Raw genomic sequence first — 16,987 nt, 5'->3', positions numbered from 1 at the left:
ACACCGGCATGCTCACCTCACTCCACGACGTGCCGTCCTTCCGGCCGCGCGCTGCACGAGGCCCGGAACGCGCAGTGGGTGCAGTGCTGCCCCGCGTTCGGCGTGAATCGTTCGTCGAGGACCTTCCCGGCCGCAGTGGCGAGCAGATCTCCGACCCACTCCCCCTCCAGCGGCTCCTGCGCCTGCACCTTGGGGAGGGTCTCGCCGCCGTCCCGCTTGGGGGCACCCTGGCGCAGCTGGACGAGTTCGGCCCCGCCGGTCTCCGGTCGTTCCCCGCCGAAGACCTCGTCGACGGCGCCCTCGCGCACGGCGAGCTGGTAGACGGCGAGCTGAGGGTGGCGCTCCACCTCGGCGGAACTCACCGGCTGCTTGCCGGTCTTGAAGTCGACGACGTACGCGCGGCCCTCGCCGTCGGTCTCGACGCGGTCCATCTGACCCCGGATGCGCACCTCGACGTCGCCCGCCGCGAGGGTGACGTCGAAGTCGTGCTCACTGGCCACCGGCGTACGTCCGGCGCGGCCACCACTGGAGTCGACGTGCCACTTCAGGAAGCGTTCGAGCGCCACGCGCGCGTTCTCCTTCTCCTGCGCCGACTTCCAGGGCGCGTCGAAGGCGAGGGCGTTCCACACTGAGTCGAGTCGCTCGATGAGGACATCGAGGTCGGCGGGGGTGTGCCCGGAGGCGACCTCGTCGGCGAGGACGTGCACGACGTTGCCGAAGCCCTGGGCGACCGTGGCCGGTGCGTCGGCCTTCACCTCGCGGCCCAGGAACCACTGGAGGGCACAGGTGTTGGCGAGCTGGTCGAGGGCGCTGCCGGAGAGCACGACAGGCTGATCGCGGTCGCGCAGCGGCACCTTGGACTCGGTCGGCTCGAACATGCCCCACCAGCGGTAGGGGTGGGCCGAGGGGACGAGCGGGCGGCCGTCCTCGTCGCCGAGAGCCGCGAGCCGGGCCAGCCGGCGGGCGGCGGCCTCCCTCAGAGTGTCGGAGACACGCGGGTCGACGGTGGTGGCGCGGAGCTCGGCCACCAGCGCGGCGACCGACAGGGGGCGGCGTGGACGGCCGGTGATGTCCTGGGGTTCGACGCCGAGTTCGGTCAGGAACCGGGAGGGCTGGTCGCCGTCGTCGGCCGGTGCCTTCACCGCGGTGACGACGAGGCGCTCACGCGCACGCGTGGCGGCGACGTAGAACAGGCGGCGCTCCTCGGCGAGCAGGGCCCCCGGAGTGAGCGGTTCGGCGAGCCCGTCACGGCCGATGCGGTCGGCCTCCAGGAGAGAGCCGCGCCGGCGCAGGTCCGGCCACAGGCCCTCCTGGACACCCGCGACGACGACCAGGCGCCACTCCAGACCCTTGGAGCGGTGCGCGGTCATCAGGCGTACGGCGTCGGGTCGTACGGCACGCCGTGTGAGGGTGTCGGCGGCGATGTCCTCGGCGTCGATCTCCTCCAGGAAGTTCAGGGCACCCCTGCCCCCGGTGCGCTCCTCCGCGCGCGCGGCGGTCGCGAACAGCGCGCACACGGCGTCGAGGTCACGGTCCGCGTTGCGCCCCGCCGCCCCGCCGCGCCGGGCGGACCTGGCCAGGCGCCCGGGCCACGGCGTGCCCTCCCACAGGTCCCACAGCGCCTCCTCGGCACTGCCACCGCCGGCCAGGCGCTCACGGGCCTTGCCGAGCAGCGCGCCGAGCCGCTGGGCGCCACGCGCGTACGCGGGGTCGTGCGCGGCCAGCCGTTCGGGCTCGGCGAGAGCCCGCGCGAGCAGTTCGTCCGAGGGCGGCGGCAGGGCGTTCCCGGCAGCCCGCTCCTCGTCGCGCAGAGCGCGTCCGAGGCGGCGCAGGTCGGCGGCGTCCATGGCGGCGAGGGGTGAGGCGAGGAGGGTGAGCGCGGTCTCGGTGTCGAGCCAGGAGGTGGCCGACGACTGCGGCTCAGGATCCGACGGCTGCGTCTCGGAAGCGCTTTCGCCGTCCGGCGCCCGTCCCTCAGGAGCAGCAGTCTCACCGTCCGACGCCCGCTCCCCGGCGGCAAGGTCGCCGTCGGGTCGTACTCGCGCCTCTTCGGGCCGTACGACACCCCCCGCAGTTTCCGCCGCGGCCACCGCCCGGAGTGCGGTCAGCAGGGGCGCCACCGCCGGCTCGTGCCGCAGCGGCAGATCGTCGCCGTCGATGTCCAGGGGCACGCCGGCCGCGGTGAGCGCGCGGCGCACCGTGGGGATCGTGCGCGAGCCGGCGCGGACCAGAACGGCCATCTCACCCCACGGGACACCGTCCTCCAGGTGTGCCCTGCGCAGGACGTCCGCGATGTTGTCCAGTTCCGTACCGGGGGTCGGGTAGGTGAACACCTCCACGCGTCCGCCGTCCCGGACGGGGGCGAGGCCGCGGTGGGCGCGGACCTTCTCCGCGGGCAGCCGGGTCAACGGCATGCGCTGGGTCACCAGCCGGGTCGCGGCGAGCAGGGCGGCGCCGGAACGGCGGGAGGTGCGCAGGACCTCGACCGGGGCCGCACGGCCGTCCACGCGCGGGAAGGCGTACGGGAAGTCGAGGATGCCGTTCACGTCCGCGCCCCGGAACGCGTAGATCGACTGGTCGGGGTCTCCGAAGGCGACGAGGTTGCGGCCGCCGCCGGCGAGGGCCTGCAGCAGCCGTACCTGGGCCGGGTCGGTGTCCTGGTACTCGTCGACGAACACGGCGTCGTACTGCGCGGCAAGTTGCTCGGCGACCTCGGGCCGGTGGGCGAGGAGCACCGCGCGGTGGACCAGTTCGGCGTAGTCGAGCACGCCCTGGAGGTCCAGGACGTCCAGGTACTCCGCGAGGAAGGCGGCCGCGGCCCGCCAGTCGGGGCGGCCGAGGCGACGGGCGAAGGCGTCCAGGGCGCCCGGCCCGAGGCCCAGCTCGCGGCTGCGGGCGAGGACCGCGCGGACCTCGTCGGCGAAGCCGCGGGTGGTCAGGCAAGCACGCAGTTCGTCCGGCCAGCGCACGTGCGCGAGGCCGAGCCGCTCCAGGTCGGGCTGGCCGGCGAGCAGCTCCCGTACCGCGACGTCCTGTTCGGGTCCCGACAGCAGCCGCAGCGGTTCCACGAACAGCTCGCTGTCCTGGTGGGCGCGGACCAGGGCGTAGCAGAACGAGTGGAAGGTGGTCGCCTGAGGGGAGCGCGCCGCTCCTATGCGCAGCGCCATGCGGTCGCGCAGTTCGACGGCCGCCTTGCGGCTGAACGTCAGCACGAGCACGCGCGCGGGGTCGCCGCCACGGGCGATCCGTGACGCCACGGACTCGACGAGCGTGGTGGTCTTCCCAGTGCCCGGACCTGCGAGAACGAGCAATGGGCCGCGTCCGTGCTCAACCACGGCACTCTGTGCGGCGTCAAGACGAGGGGGAGCCACACGGGCGGGCTGGGTACGCACCAGTCGGTAAGCGCCACGGCTGCCCTGCCGCACCTGGGAGTGCGGCAGACGCCTGGTGGAGGAAGAGGAGCTCACGTGGTTCGCCGGTCCTGGTGGGTGTGCTGTTGGGCGGCCCGCCGCGCGTGGAGGGCGGTGGACGGGAGATGAGGGGGACGAGTACGGCCGACGCTACGCCGACACCGAGTGCGGAGGCAGGGCTTCCCCTTCTTCCCGCGTGGCCCACGCAGCCCACGCGGCGCTCCCGACACCCACGTCCCTCACCCCATGAACGTACGGCATGCCACGGATGTACCCCGTTTCCCTCTTACGGGCCTGAGAGCGCCCCTGGGCCCGCGGGATGGCGGAAGCTGTCAGGTGTGACCCTCCGCGCGACCGCCGCCGTCCCAGCGCGCCCGTCTCATGTCGAGACGCGGCACATGGCTTTCGGCGGCCCTGCTCGCCTCTTTCAGGGGCGTGCCCTCCGCGCGGTAGTGGCCGAGGGCACGCAGTTCGTGCCCGGGGAGCAGGACGCCGTCCGAGCGGACGACACGCCACCAGGGGACGGCTCCGCCGTACAACGCCATGGCCCTGCCGACCTGACGGGGGCCGCCCTCCTCCAGCCACTCGGCGACGTCGCCGTACGTCATGACGCGCCCGGGCGGAATGCGTTCGGCCACGTCGAGGACCCGCTCGGCGTACTCCGGCAGCGTGTCCGCGTACTCCGGGTGGGCGTCCTGAGGACGGCTCTGCTCGCTCATCCGACCCATCCTGCCCCACCCCACCGACAATGTGACGGGCTCGCGACCGTGCGTATTCCTCGCCGAGGGATGGCGCTTCGGGCAGACTGTGCGCCCCCGCATGTGCACCCTGACACCCCCGTGTGTCGGTGGGGCATGCCACCATCGTGCGGGCGGTGACTGGTGATACGAGATCAAGAAGAGACGATGAAGCCACAGGGTGCGCACCCGGAGGGCGCCGAGAGCACCTCTGACGCCTCGTCGCGCCCTGACGCCGCCGACGCCGACACGGACGAGGTACGCATCGACGCCGAAGAGGTGCACGTCGACGAGGTCGAGGGCGACGAACCGCTGCTCCCCGCGCGCGTGCACCGGCCGTCCGACCTGATGCGGCTGCTGGTCGGCGTGCTGGCCGTCGTCATCCTGCTCGCGATCGCCGCGTTCGCGCACGGCACCACCTCGGGCCTCGAACAGGACATCAACAAGGGCACCGGTCAGGCACCCGACCTGCTCATCAAGATCGCCGGGCTGGCCTCCAGCATCGCGATCCTCCTGGTGCCGGTCGCCTTCGCGATCGAACGGCTGATCAAGCGTGACGGGCTGCGGATCGCCGACGGTGTGCTCGCCGCGGTCCTCGCCCACGGTGTGACCCTCGCCACCGACCTGTGGGTCGCCAAGGGCGCCCCCGGTTCGATCCAGGAGGCGCTCACCCAGCCCTCCCCGGGCGACATCCATGCCCTCACCGACCCCGTGCACGGCTATCTGGCGCCCGTCATCGCCTACATGACCGCCGTCGGCATGTCTCGCAGGCCGCGCTGGCGTGCGGTGCTGTGGATCGTGCTGATGCTCGACGCGTTCTCGATGCTGGTCACCGGCTACACCACACCGTTCTCGATCATCCTGACCGTGCTGATCGGCTGGACGGTCGCCTACGGGACGCTGTACGCGGTCGGCTCGCCCAATGTCCGTCCCACCGGGCAGACACTCATGGCGGGCCTCAGGACCGTCGGCTTCCACCCGGTGAGCGCGGCCCGCGAGGAGGCCTCGGAGACCGCTGAGAACGGCGACCGCGGCCGACGCTACTTCGTCACCCTGGAGGACGGCCCACCGCTGGACGTGACGGTGGTCGACCGGGAACAGCAGGCGCAGGGCTTCTTCTACCGGGTGTGGCGCAACCTCACGCTGCGCGGCTTCGCGACCCGCAGCAGCCTCCAGTCGCTGCGTCAGGCGCTGGAGCAGGAGGCGCTGCTCGCCTATGCGGCCATCGCGGCCGGCGCCAACGCGCCCAAGCTGATCGCCACCTCCGAGCTCGGCCCCGACGCCGTGATACTCGTCTACGAGCACACCGGCGGGCGCACGCTCGAATCGCTGCCCGAGGACGAGATCACCGACGAACTGCTGCGCAACACCTGGCGTCAGGTGCAGTCGCTCCAGTCGCGGCGCATCGCGCACCGCAGGCTCGCGGGTGACGCGGTCCTGGTGGATCGTTCCGGCGCGGTCATCCTCACCGACCTGCGCGGCGGCGAGATCGCGGCCAGCACACTGCTGCTGCGCATGGACGTCGCTCAGCTGGTGACGACCCTGGGGCTGCTGGTGGGCGCGGAGCGCGCGGTGGCATCGGCGGTCGGTGTCCTCGGCCCCGACGCCGTCGCCGACTGTCTGCCGATGCTCCAGCCCATCGCGCTGACGCGCTCCACGCGCGCGACGCTGCGCAGACTCGCCCGGGAGCGGGCCCAGCGCGAGCGCGAGGCGGTCCTGGAGGCGTCCCGGCAAGCCAAGCAGGCCCATCTGGACGAGGCGTCGGAGGACACCAGACCCGTCCTGGACAAGCCCGACAAGAAGGCCGTACGCGCGGAGGCGCGGGCCGAGAAGCGGGCCATCGACGACGCTCTGGAGGAGGCGCGCGAGGAGGATCTGCTGACGCAGATTCGCCACGAGGTGCTGTTGATCCGGCCGCAGGCACCGGTCGAGCCGGCCCGTCTGGAGCGGGTCAAGCCTCGCACACTGATCAGCTTCATCGCGGGCGCCATCGGCGCGTACTTCCTGCTGACGCAGCTCACCCACATCGAGTTCGGGCCGCTCCTCGAGAACGCCGAGTGGGGCTGGGTCGCCGCGGCCGTGCTGTTCTCGGCGGCCAGCTACTTCGCCGCGGCCATGTCGCTGCTGGGCTTCGTGCCCGAGCGGGTGGGGTTCCTGCGGACGGTCGGGGCCCAGGTCGCCGGGTCGTTCGTGAAGATCGTCGCACCGGCCGCGGTGGGCGGCGTGGCGCTCAACACGCGTTTCCTGCAACGCCAGGGGGTGCGGCCGGGGCTCGCTGTGGCCAGCGTCGGGGCCTCGCAACTGTTCGGTCTCGGCTGCCACATCCTGATGCTGCTGTCCTTCGGCTATCTGACGGGTACCGAGAAGACGCCGTCGCTGTCGCCGTCCCGGACGGTCATCGCGGGTCTGCTGACGGTGGCGGTACTGGTGCTCGTGGTCACCTCGGTGCCGTTCCTCAGGAAATTCGTCGTCACGCGCGTGAGGTCGCTCTTCGCGGGTGTCGTGCCGCGCATGCTGGACGTCCTCCAGCGGCCGCAGAAGCTGGTCACCGGCATCGGCGGAATGCTGCTGCTGACAGCCTGCTTCGTGATGTGCCTGGACGCCTCGATCCGCGCCTTCGGCCAGGAGGGCGCGTCGCTGAGCATCGCCAGCGTCGCCGTCGTCTTCCTCGCCGGCAACGCGCTGGGCTCGGCGGCCCCGACGCCGGGCGGTGTGGGGGCCGTGGAAGCGACCCTGACAGTGGGTCTGATCGCCGTGGGCCTGCCCAAGGAGGTCGCCGCCCCGGCCGTGCTGCTGTACCGGCTGCTGACGCTGTGGCTGCCCGTGCTGCCAGGCTGGCTGGCCTTCAACCACCTGTCCCGCAAGGGCGCGCTGTAGCCACTGCCGTCCCATGTACGACGGCTCTTTCCACGACGTACCCGGCGTACCTCATACGCCTCGCGCCCCGAGCGTGCCCGCGCGTGCGACCGCAGGATGGGATCATGCCGAACCCCCCTCGTGTGCGCGCCGCCGCCCTGACCGCCACCGCACTGCTGCTCTCCTCCGCACTGGCGGGCTGCGGCGACGGCTCCCACGACGAGGCACTGTCGGCCCAGAAGCTGACGTGGAAGGACTGCCCCGCCCCGTCCCCGGCCGAGGGCGGCGGTGACGCCCCCTCGCCGCTGCCGGGCGGCGACGAGTGGCAGTGCACCACTCTCCGGGCCCCCCTCGACTGGGCGAAGCCCAAGGGCGACACGATCGGCCTCGCACTGATCCGGGCCAAGGCCAGTGGCCCCGAGAACAAGCGCATCGGCTCGCTCGTCTTCAACTTCGGCGGCCCCGGCGGCTCGGGCGTCACCACCCTGCCCGCCTTCGGCACGGACTACGCGACCCTGCGCACCCGCTACGACCTGGTGAGCTTCGACCCCCGCGGAGTCGGCCGCAGCGCCCCGGTGGAGTGCCTGAACGACCCCCAGCTAGACGTGTACTTCGGGCAGGACTGGACCCCCGACGACGCGGCCGAGCGGACCGCCCTCGTGGGCAACACCAAGGAGTTCAACGCGGCCTGCGAGGAGAACTCCAAGGCGATGCTGCCGCATGTGCGCACCACCGACGCGGCCCGCGACATGGACCTGATGCGTCAGGTCCTCGGCGACGACAGGCTGCACTACTTCGGCATCTCCTACGGCACCGAACTCGGCGGCGTCTACGCCCACCTGTTCCCGAAGAAGGTGGGGCGCGCGGTCTTCGACGGAGTCGTCGACCCGACGCAGAACAGTGAGCAGGGTTCGCTGGGACAGACCGAGGGCTTCCAGCTCGCGCTCGACAACTTCGCCGAGGACTGCACCTCCAAGACCGAGGACTGCCCCGTCGGGGACACCCCGCAGGACGTCAAGACCCGTATCGCGAGGTTGCTCGCGGACCTCGACAAGAAGCCGATCCCCGGTATCGGCGCGCGCCGGCTGACCCAGACCGCCGCGACCAACGGCATCGCGCAGTCGCTGTACTCGAAGGACTTCTGGGAGTACCTCGTGGAGGGGCTGGAGCAGGCGTACGACGGTGACGGCAGGATCCTGATGCTGCTGTCCGACTCGATGAACGGGCGCGGCGACAACGGCGAGTACAGCAACATCACCGCGGCCAACATCTCCGTCAACTGCGCCGACGACAAGCCCCGGTACAGCGCCGCCGACGTCGAGCGCAAGCTGCCTGAGTTCCGGGCCGCTTCCCCTCTCTTCGGTGACTTCCTGGCCTGGTCCATGGTGAGTTGCACCGGCTGGGCCGTGGCGGGTGCCGGCGACCATCCCGACGTGAGCGCCACCGGCTCCGCGCCGATCCTCGTCGTGGGCAACACCGGCGACCCGGCCACCCCGTACGAGGGCGCCCGGAAGATGGTGGAGGCGCTCGGTGGAGGCGTCGGGGTCGAGCTGACGTACAAGGGGCAGGGGCACGGGGCCTACGACAGCAAGAACAAGTGTGTCCAGGACGCGGTCAACGGCTATCTCCTGACCGGGAAGGTGCCGAAGGCGGGGACCGTCTGCTCCTAGCACTTCCCCCACCAACCCATGAAACCCCTGGTCAGAAGGTTATCCACAGGCCCAGCAGGGGATTCGCGATCGGCCTACCATTGCCGGACCGACGTTCGCTGCTCGGCGCGGACGGCTTGGGACGGGGGCTGTCATGGGGCGTTTTGTACGGGGGGTGGCTGCGGCTGCTGCTGCCGCGCTGCTGGCCGCGGGATGCAGCGGCGGTTCGTCCGGCGGCGGTGAGGTGCACGAGCGGTCCGGCAGCGCACGGCCGACGGCGACGGACGCGAAGGCGTTGCCCACTGCGCTGACCTCGCAGAAGCTCGGCTGGGGACGCTGTGAGGCCACCGCGGCCTCTTCTCCGCCCGGCAACGACTGGCAGTGCGCGACGCTGAGGGTGCCGCTGGACTGGTCGAAGCCGGACGGGGTGACGATCGCCCTCCCGCTGATCCGCAGCAGGGCACGCGGCGGCGAGCGCATCGGCTCGCTCCTGTTCAACTTCGGCGGCCCCGGCCTGACGGGGGTGGGCACGATGCCGGGATACGCGGCCACCGCTTCCCTCCTGCGCGAGCGGTACGACCTGGTGAGCTGGGACCCGCGCGGGGTCGGCGCCAGCGAAGGGGTCCGCTGCCGCGGTGACAAGGAGATCCAGGCCGCCGAAGCGGTGGACCCCACTCCTGACACCCCGGCCGAGGAGCAGGCATACCTCCAGGACGCCGCCGACTTCTCCCACGGCTGCGCGAAGGACGCGGGCAGGCTGCTGGGACACGTCTCGACCACCGACACCGCACGGGACATGGACCTGATGCGCCAGATCCTCGGCGACACCAAGATGCACTACTTCGGTATCTCGTACGGCACCCAGCTCGGCGGCGTCTACGCCCACCTGTTCCCGGAGAAGGTGGGGCGACTGGTGCTGGATGCGGCCGTCGACCCGAGCGCTGACATGGTGGGCCACCGGAAGAACCAGGCCCGGGGCTTCCAGCGCGCGCTGGACAACTACCTGGCGTCCACCGGCCAGGACCGCGAACAGGGCACACGGAAGATCGCGGCCCTGCTGGACCGGATCGACACAGACCCGCTGGACACCTTCTCCGGACGAAAACTGACGCAAGTACTCGCGTTCACCGGCATCGTCCTGCCGCTGTACAGCCGGGACAACTGGCCCTCACTGACCAGTGCCCTGCAGACGGCCGAGCAGGGGGACGGCTCCGAACTCCTGGCGCTCGCCGACGACTACGACGACCGTGACGCCTCGGGCCACTACGGCACGCTGTCCCACTCGCAACGGGTCATATCGTGCTTGGACGACAAGCCGCGGCCCACGCTCGCGGAGGCGAAGAAGCTGCTGCCCGAGTTCGAGAGGATCTCACCCGTGTTCGGCCCCTTCCTCGGCTGGGACGCGGCCGGCTGGTGCCACGACTGGCCGGTGGCCGGGCAGTCCGAGACGCCGGAGGTGAGCGCGCCCGGTGCGGCCCCGGTGCTGGTGATCGGCACCACGGGCGACCCGGCGACGCCCTACGAGGGTGCCCGGAGGATGGCGGACGAGCTGGGCAAAGGAGTGGGCGTGGAGCTCACCTGGAAGGGCCAGGGACACACGGCGTACGGCAACGGGAGCGACTGCGTGGACTCCACGGTGAACGCGTACCTGTTGAAGGGCACGGTGCCGAAGGACGGCAAGGTCTGCGCCTCCTAGCCACGGCGTACGCGGCCGGAGCAGCGGAAAGGAGCCCGGCACACCTGGTGCCGAGCCCCTCCCTGGAAAGCGTGGGCCTAGTAGACGGGCTTGTCCGGCTCGATCTGGTGGACCCAGCCGATCACACCGCCGCCGACATGGACGGCGTCGGAGAAGCCCGCGGACTTCAGGACCGCGAGGACTTCCGCACTACGGACACCCGTCTTGCAGTGCAGGACGATCTTCTTGTCCTGCGGGAGGCCCTCGAGTGCGGTGCCCATGAGGAACTCGTTCTTGGGGATCAGCTTGGCGCCCGGGATGGAGACGATCTCGTACTCGTTGATCTCACGGACGTCGATGATCTCGATGTTCTCACCGTCGTCGATCCACTCCTTGAGCTGCTTGGGAGTGATCGTCGAGCCGGCGGCCGCCTCCTGGGCCTCCTCGGACACGACGCCGCAGAAGGCCTCGTAGTCGATGAGCTCGGTGACGGTGGGGTTCTCGCCGCAGACCGCGCAGTCCGGGTCCTTGCGGACCTTGACCTGGCGGTACTGCATCTCCAGGGCGTCGTAGATCATCAGTCGGCCGACGAGCGGCTCGCCGATGCCCGCGAGGAGCTTGATGGCCTCGTTGACCTGGATGGAGCCGATGGACGCGCACAGCACGCCCAGCACGCCGCCCTCGGCGCAGGAGGGCACCATGCCGGGGGGCGGGGGCTCCGGGTAGAGGCAGCGGTAGCAGGGCCCGTGCTCGGACCAGAAGACGGACGCCTGGCCGTCGAAGCGGTAGATCGAGCCCCAGACGTACGGCTTGTTGAGCAGCACGCACGCGTCGTTGACCAGGTAACGGGTCGCGAAGTTGTCGGTGCCGTCGACGATCAGGTCGTACTGGCTGAAGATGTCCATCACGTTCTCGGCTTCGAGCCGCTCTTCGTGAAGGACCACGTTCACGTACGGGTTGATGCCCAGCACCGAGTCGCGGGCGGACTGGGCCTTGGAACGGCCGATGTCCGCCTGGCTGTGGATGATCTGGCGCTGGAGGTTCGACTCGTCGACCTCGTCGAACTCCACGATGCCGAGCGTGCCCACGCCCGCCGCGGCCAGGTACATCAGCGCCGGCGAGCCCAGGCCGCCGGCGCCCACACAGAGCACCTTGGCGTTCTTCAGCCGCTTCTGCCCGTCCATCCCGACGTCGGGGATGATCAGGTGGCGGGAGTACCTGCGGACCTCGTCTACGGTGAGCTCGGCGGCCGGCTCGACCAGGGGTGGCAGCGACACGGGGACTCCGTTGGTCGGTCAATCACTACAGTTGTTCTCCCCTTAACACTGCCATGGGCTTCTTCATTCCGAGACACCCGTTCCGATCCGCGAGACGATGTCGTCCCAGTAGCCGGGCATGGTCTCCCAGGGGTCGACGCGGCCGCGGTGCTCCGTACGGTCGGTGAACCAGATCGTGGACGCGCCCTGCCAGCGGGCGATGCGCAGTGCCTCGTCGAGGTGCGGGCCCGGCAGTCCGTGGACGAGGTGGCAGAAGCGGTCGGGTGGGTAGTCGGCGGTCCACTCGGCCACCTGCGACCAGCGGTAGTCGCTCCAGGGGCCGGAGAAGGTGACCAACTGGTCGGCGTTCTCGGCGTATCCGGGGTACGGGTGGGTGCCGTGGCCGAGGACGATGTGGGCGTCGTCGCGGATCGCGCGGAGCGTGGTGACGGTTCGGCGGACCTCGGGGAGCATGGCGCGTTCGGTCGGGCAGCGGTCCAGGAGGAAGCCGTCCACCTGGTACCAGTCGAGGTAGCGCTGCGCCTCGGAGATCAGCTCGCCGAAGGTTCGGGCCCCGTAGGTGGTGTCGAGGTGACCGAGGACGCGGATGCCCGCGTTGCGCAGCCGGCCTGCCGCTTCGAGGCAGTGCGGGTCGGGGCGGGCGCCTGGGCCGTCGGCGACGTTGAGGACGGCCCAGTGCAGTGGGGCGCCCGGGCGGGTGAGTTCGGCCCATTCGGCCGGGGCGACCAGCGGGTGGGCGAAACCGGGGACACCGAAGCCGGTGCGCAGTTCGGTACTCGACGTGCTTGTCGTCGTGCTGGTCAGATGCGGCATGCCGCCTCCATCCAGATGTCGGCGAGGGACTCTTCCAGGTTGATCCGGGGGCGCCAGCCGAGCCGGTCGCGAGCGGTACGCACGTCGGCCTGCTGCCAGCTGCCGCAGCCGTCGGGGTACGGGTTCGCAGCCGGCGCCGTCTGGTCCGGTTCGGAACGGGGGTGCCCGATGGTCGCCCTCAGCGGGCCGGGCGGCCCGTCGAGTTCGTGGAGGGCACCGCCGTATCCCGCGACCCGGGCCAGGACGCCGGCGGCGTCGCGGAGGCGCACGGCACGGCCCGAGCCGATGTTGATGACGCCCTGGGCGGCGGAGAGCGAGGCCGCGTGCACGGCGCGGGCCACGTCACGGACATCGATGAAGTCGCGCTGGGCGCCCAGGCCGGCGAGCTTCAGTTCGCCGTCGCCGGACTGCATGGCCCGGCGCATGGCCTCGGCGAGGCGGCCGAGCGGGGAGCCGGCGGGGGTGCCGGGGCCGGCCGGCGAGAAGACGCGCAGGACGACCGCGTCCAGGCCGGAGCCCAGAACCAGTTCGGTGGCGGCGAGTTTGCTGACGCCGTACGGGCCGCCGGGGCGGGGGACGGCATCCTCGGCGGTGGAGGAGCCGGGCTGGCTGGGGCCGTACTCCGCGCCGCAGCCGATCTGCACCAGGCGGGCGCCGCAGCCGCTGCGGCGCAGGGCCTCGCAGACGGTGGCGACCGCGACCGTGTTGTGGCGGGTGAGTTCGCGGGCGCCGCCGCGGGTGGCGCCCGCGCAGTTGACGACAACACCTGGATGGACCGCGTCGAGGAACCGGGTGAGGGCTCCGGGGCTGCCGGACGCGAGGTCGAAGCGGACGTCCGCGTCGTCGCCGCGGCCGAGGGCGGTGAGCTGGACGGCGGGGTCGGCGAGCAGACGGTCGGCGACGAAGCGGCCGAGGTAGCCGTTGGCTCCGATCAGCAGAACTCTCATCGGGCTGCTCCCGGGGCCTTGCGGGCGGGTCGGGAGGTGGTCATTGCGGGTTCTCCTTCGGGAGGGGCTTGCGAGTCGCCTCCGGCGGTGGGCCGGGGTGCCTGCGGCGGCCGGTTGGGATGGAACGGGGAGCGAGCGGATCGCCCATGGCGGGTGGGCCGTTGCGCCCTTGCGTCCACGACGGTCTGGGCTTCGTGGCCGACGGACGGGTGAGCGGCTGGACCCACTGCGGCAGGTGACCGCGCCTACGGCGGGTGCGTGGGGCGGGGCCGGGTCAGCACGGGGCCTCCGCCCGGGCGGGTGCGTGGGCCGACGCCCTCGTCAGCTTGCGGATCGCGTGGACCAGCAGGGCCAGGGCTCCGATCCCGCAGGAAAGGGTCTGAATGCCGCCCGCCCCCCAGAGGTCCACGAGGGCGTCCACCGGGGTGACCAGGAAGGCGCAGCCCGGCAGGCGGGAGGCGAAGGCCGCGGCCAGAGCCGTCGCCTCAGCTGTCGTGGCGGCGACGAGGACCACGGTCGGGGCGTGGGTGAAGCCGTGGGCGGTGAGCAGACGGGCGAGGTAGAGGAGGGCGCCCAGGGTGATGGTCTGCGCGTAGGGGGCGGGTTCGTCCAGGACCGTGCCGGACAGGGCCAGGAGGGCCGTCAGGGCACACAGGTACAGGGCGAAGGCGCCGAGCAGCAGGGGGCGTACGGAGGCGGCGAAGTCCTCCAGTCCGCGGCTGACGGTGAGTTTGCGGCGGGCCCGGGCCGTGAGGATGTGGGCGGACCAGGCCGCCGGGGCGCAGGACAGGGTCAGGGCGAGGAGGGGGGCCGTGGCCACGGGCCAGGGCGCGTCGGCGGCACCGGTGGGCAGGACGTCGGGGCCGCCGGTCACGGCCGCTGCCAACAGGCCGTCGCCGAGGGCGACGTAGGCGAGGAGCCAGTACGTCCAGGTGGAGGGGCCGGTCGTGGGGGCGCGGTCGGGGGTGCCCAGGGGGCCTCGGGACAGGGCCGCGCGTACGGCCATGGACACGGCCAGGGCGCCTACCAGGACGGCCACCAGACGGGACTGGCCGTCGGTGAGACGGATGCCGGCCACCGTGGCGGCGCACAGGGCGCCGGGAAGGAGGGTGAGCAGCGCCCAGTCGGCGCGGGCCCGGGGGGCTTTGTCCGCCGTGGGCGGCGGGGGTGTGTCGCCGCCTCTCGGGACGCGGGCGTACATCTCCTCGGCCAGCGAGAAGACGTCCCGGTGGCGGAAGCGGACGGCGGTGCGGTCGGTGACGCCGTGGGCCTCCAGGCCCGCCGCGATCTCCAGGGGATCGACGGCCCGTTCGCACAGCTCACGATGACGGTGCATCAGGGTCTTCACCGGGTCCGCGGCGGAACGCCGGGCGGGTCCGGGAGTTGGCTTGCGGCCGGTGGAGAGCTCGGTGGCGCGGCGCGTGGATGCCGAGAAAGGGGGCTCACTGGTGTGCGCCTCCACGCCCCCGGAATCGTCACCGGTGTGCGGCCACCGCCCGGCGAGTGCATCGGCGGCGTCCGGCTCCGCGGCCTCGACGCCTTCGGTGACGTCGGCGTCTTCGGGAACTTCCGCTGTTCGCGGCTCCGGCGCTCCCCGCGTCTCCGATGTCCCGGCACGGGGCGCCTCTCCGTCCGATACGGCCGGCTCCCCCGTCAGCCACTCCCCCGAGTCCATGTCCCGAGCACCGGGCCTGCCCGGAGTGCCGGGGCGGTCGAGTCCCAGGTCGCTCATCCGGGGGTTCCTTCCGTGGCGGCGAGGGGTGGCGTCGCGCTGACCGGGGGGCCCGCGGCCCAGCCGGGGCCGCCGCGGGCCACGACGCGTGTGCTGCGCTCGGTCCAGCGGCCGGGGACGTGGGCCTCGGCGGGTGCGGCGAACGGCAGGGGTTCGCCGGTGCGGTCCAGGACGACCCGGCGGATCGGGGTGTGCGAGACGATCTCCAGGTAAATGCTGTGAAATGCCGTGATGTTCTGTTCCACGGTGAACAGTTCGAGTGCGCGGGCGCGCGCGGCGGCTCCCAGGCGCTCACGGCGCTCGGGGTCGCGCAGCAGCGTGACGCACGCCTCCGCGAGCGCCTTCGGGTTGCGCGGCGGGACGACGAGCCCTGTGCCGCCGATGACCTCCACGACCGCGCCGACGTCGGTGGACACGGTGGCCCGGCCGCAGAACATGGCCTCGACAAGGCTGATCGGGAAGCCCTCGACGACGCTGGACAGGACGGTGACGGCGCCCGAGGCATACGCGTCGGCGAGGGTGGCCACCTCGGGGCCGCCTATCTCCTCGAAGGAGACCGGGTTGTCGCCGACGGCGTGCATTCCGTCCGCTTCGTCGGGGAAGAGTTGCGCGGCCAGCGCCCTGCAGTGCCCCAGATAGGCCGCCCCCTCGGGGCCGGCGGGCGCGCCGACGACCCTCAGGCGCGTCTTGGGCTCCTCCTTGCGGATCTCCGCGAAGGCGTGGAGGAGGGAGATCAGGTCCTTGGCGGGTTCGACCCGGCCGACCCACACCAGCGTGTCCGGATCCACGCACTCCGCCGACTCTCCCACCTCCGCGAAGTGGGTGGCGTCCATGCCCGGATGGACCGTGCGCAGCTTCTCGCGGTCGGCGCCGCAGCGCTCCTGCCAGCGGCGGGCGTGGGTGTTGCCGGGCGTGACGACCGCGGCCCGGCGGTAGGTCTCGGTGGCGAGCCGGCCGTGGAAGGCGGCGAGCAGGGTCCGTACGGCGGGTGAGGACTCGGTGTCGGTCAGGTAGTGCGTGCGCAGCCGCACGCCGTACTCGGTCACCAGCAGGGGCACATCGCAGAAGTGGTGCGTGAGAAGTCCGGGCAGGGCGGCCGGGCCGCCGGAGGCCGCGTGGCACAGGTCGACCGCGCCGAGGCCGTCGTCCTCGTACCAGTCGAGTGAGAGGGGGCGCAGGGCGCGCTCCAGGTGCGCGGCCACGGCGAGCAGATCCGGTACGCGCGCCTCGCGCGCCGCCTGCCGGGCGCCGGGCGCACGACAGGCGCGCTCCAGGGCACGTACGGCGGTCTCGGATCGGAGCGCTCCCACCAGCCCGCCCTCGTCGCGGGCGAGTTCGGCGAGCCCGTACAGGGCGTTGGCGAAACGGTCCGCCTCAGTGCCGGACGCCTCCCCGGAGCCCTCTGCCCCGGCTCCCGCGCACAGCGCCGCCGCCAACTCACCGTAGGACTCGGCGAACCGGCGGCGCGCACGCCGCCCGTACACCACCCCGTCGTCCTCCGCCGTCCACAGCGGGGCGGTGATGACCCTGCCGACCTGCGGCGGCAGTTGGACCCAGCCCTCGTCCTCCTGGCGCTCGCCGCGGCTGAGGGCGTAGATGTCGAACTCGTGCTGCTCGAGCCCGCGCACGAGCCGGTCGCACCAGAGCCTGGCGTCACCGCTCACATACGGATAGCCACCCTCCGTAAGCAGTCCGATACGCACGAGTGCACCCCCGATCTCCCGTATGAGGAGCCGTCGTTGACCCGGCGGCTCGCAGCGGGACGAACGTATGCGGACAAGGCGGTGGTGCGATGGACGGTTGTCCATCGCACCACCAGAAGGGGTGAACGGTCGTAACTTTCCTGTGCGGGTCGCGTTCGGTCGCGCTAAGAGATCATTCGAATACGGAC

The 16,987-nt window shown here is 71.9% G+C and carries 10 protein-coding genes; 3 read left to right on the top strand and 7 right to left on the bottom strand.

The window, feature by feature from the left end; translation table 11 throughout:
• Nucleotides 1–17: 17 nt before the first annotated feature.
• Nucleotides 18–3,467 (bottom strand): ATP-dependent helicase, encoded by a 3,450-nt coding sequence (locus OHT57_RS32935; RefSeq protein WP_328750361.1) that lies wholly within the window; start codon nucleotides 3,465–3,467, stop codon nucleotides 18–20.
• Nucleotides 3,468–3,742: 275 nt separating this feature from the next.
• Nucleotides 3,743–4,129, bottom strand: a complete 387-nt coding sequence (locus OHT57_RS32930) for an MGMT family protein (protein ID WP_328750360.1) — start codon at nucleotides 4,127–4,129, stop codon at nucleotides 3,743–3,745.
• 186 nt (nucleotides 4,130–4,315) lie between these two features.
• Between OHT57_RS32930 and OHT57_RS32925 the strand changes: the two genes are divergently transcribed.
• The 3 genes from OHT57_RS32925 (at nucleotide 4,316) to OHT57_RS32915 (ending at nucleotide 10,348) form a co-directional block, all read left to right on the top strand.
• Entirely contained in the window at nucleotides 4,316–7,024 is a 2,709-nt protein-coding gene (locus OHT57_RS32925) for a flippase-like domain-containing protein (RefSeq protein WP_328750359.1), read from the top strand.
• A 104-nt stretch (nucleotides 7,025–7,128) separates the two neighbouring features.
• Nucleotides 7,129–8,673 (top strand): alpha/beta hydrolase, encoded by a 1,545-nt coding sequence (locus OHT57_RS32920; protein ID WP_328750358.1) that lies wholly within the window; start codon nucleotides 7,129–7,131, stop codon nucleotides 8,671–8,673.
• 133 nt (nucleotides 8,674–8,806) lie between these two features.
• Entirely contained in the window at nucleotides 8,807–10,348 is a 1,542-nt protein-coding gene (locus OHT57_RS32915) for an alpha/beta hydrolase (protein WP_328750357.1), read from the top strand.
• A gap of 77 nt (nucleotides 10,349–10,425) precedes the next feature.
• Here the strand turns inward: OHT57_RS32915 and moeZ are convergent, their stop codons facing one another.
• From moeZ to OHT57_RS32890, 5 genes are all read right to left on the bottom strand, one after another.
• The gene (gene moeZ, locus OHT57_RS32910) at nucleotides 10,426–11,604 is read right to left on the bottom strand and encodes an adenylyltransferase/sulfurtransferase MoeZ (RefSeq protein WP_328750356.1); all 1,179 of its coding nucleotides are present in this window, start codon (nucleotides 11,602–11,604) and stop codon (nucleotides 10,426–10,428) included.
• 63 nt (nucleotides 11,605–11,667) lie between these two features.
• Nucleotides 11,668–12,417 (bottom strand): spherulation-specific family 4 protein, encoded by a 750-nt coding sequence (locus OHT57_RS32905; RefSeq protein ID WP_328750355.1) that lies wholly within the window; start codon nucleotides 12,415–12,417, stop codon nucleotides 11,668–11,670.
• On the bottom strand, nucleotides 12,405–13,364 hold the full coding sequence (locus OHT57_RS32900) for an NAD-dependent epimerase/dehydratase family protein (RefSeq protein WP_328750354.1): 960 nt from the start codon (nucleotides 13,362–13,364) through the stop codon (nucleotides 12,405–12,407). Before OHT57_RS32900 ends, OHT57_RS32905 begins: the two co-directional genes overlap by 13 nt.
• A gap of 274 nt (nucleotides 13,365–13,638) precedes the next feature.
• Nucleotides 13,639–15,096: a hypothetical protein gene (locus OHT57_RS32895; RefSeq protein ID WP_328750353.1), complete on the bottom strand. Its 1,458-nt coding sequence runs from the start codon at nucleotides 15,094–15,096 to the stop codon at nucleotides 13,639–13,641.
• Nucleotides 15,093–16,799 carry a DUF3492 domain-containing protein gene (locus OHT57_RS32890; RefSeq protein WP_328750351.1) on the bottom strand — a complete coding sequence of 569 codons (1,707 nt, stop codon included), beginning with the start codon at nucleotides 16,797–16,799 and terminating at the stop codon, nucleotides 15,093–15,095. Before OHT57_RS32890 ends, OHT57_RS32895 begins: the two co-directional genes overlap by 4 nt.
• Between the last annotated feature and the right edge of the window lie 188 nt (nucleotides 16,800–16,987).

Source organism: Streptomyces sp. NBC_00285, from assembly GCF_036174265.1.
Classification (GTDB): Bacteria; Actinomycetota; Actinomycetes; order Streptomycetales; family Streptomycetaceae; genus Streptomyces.
This window is presented reverse-complemented; position numbering and strand designations above follow the sequence as displayed.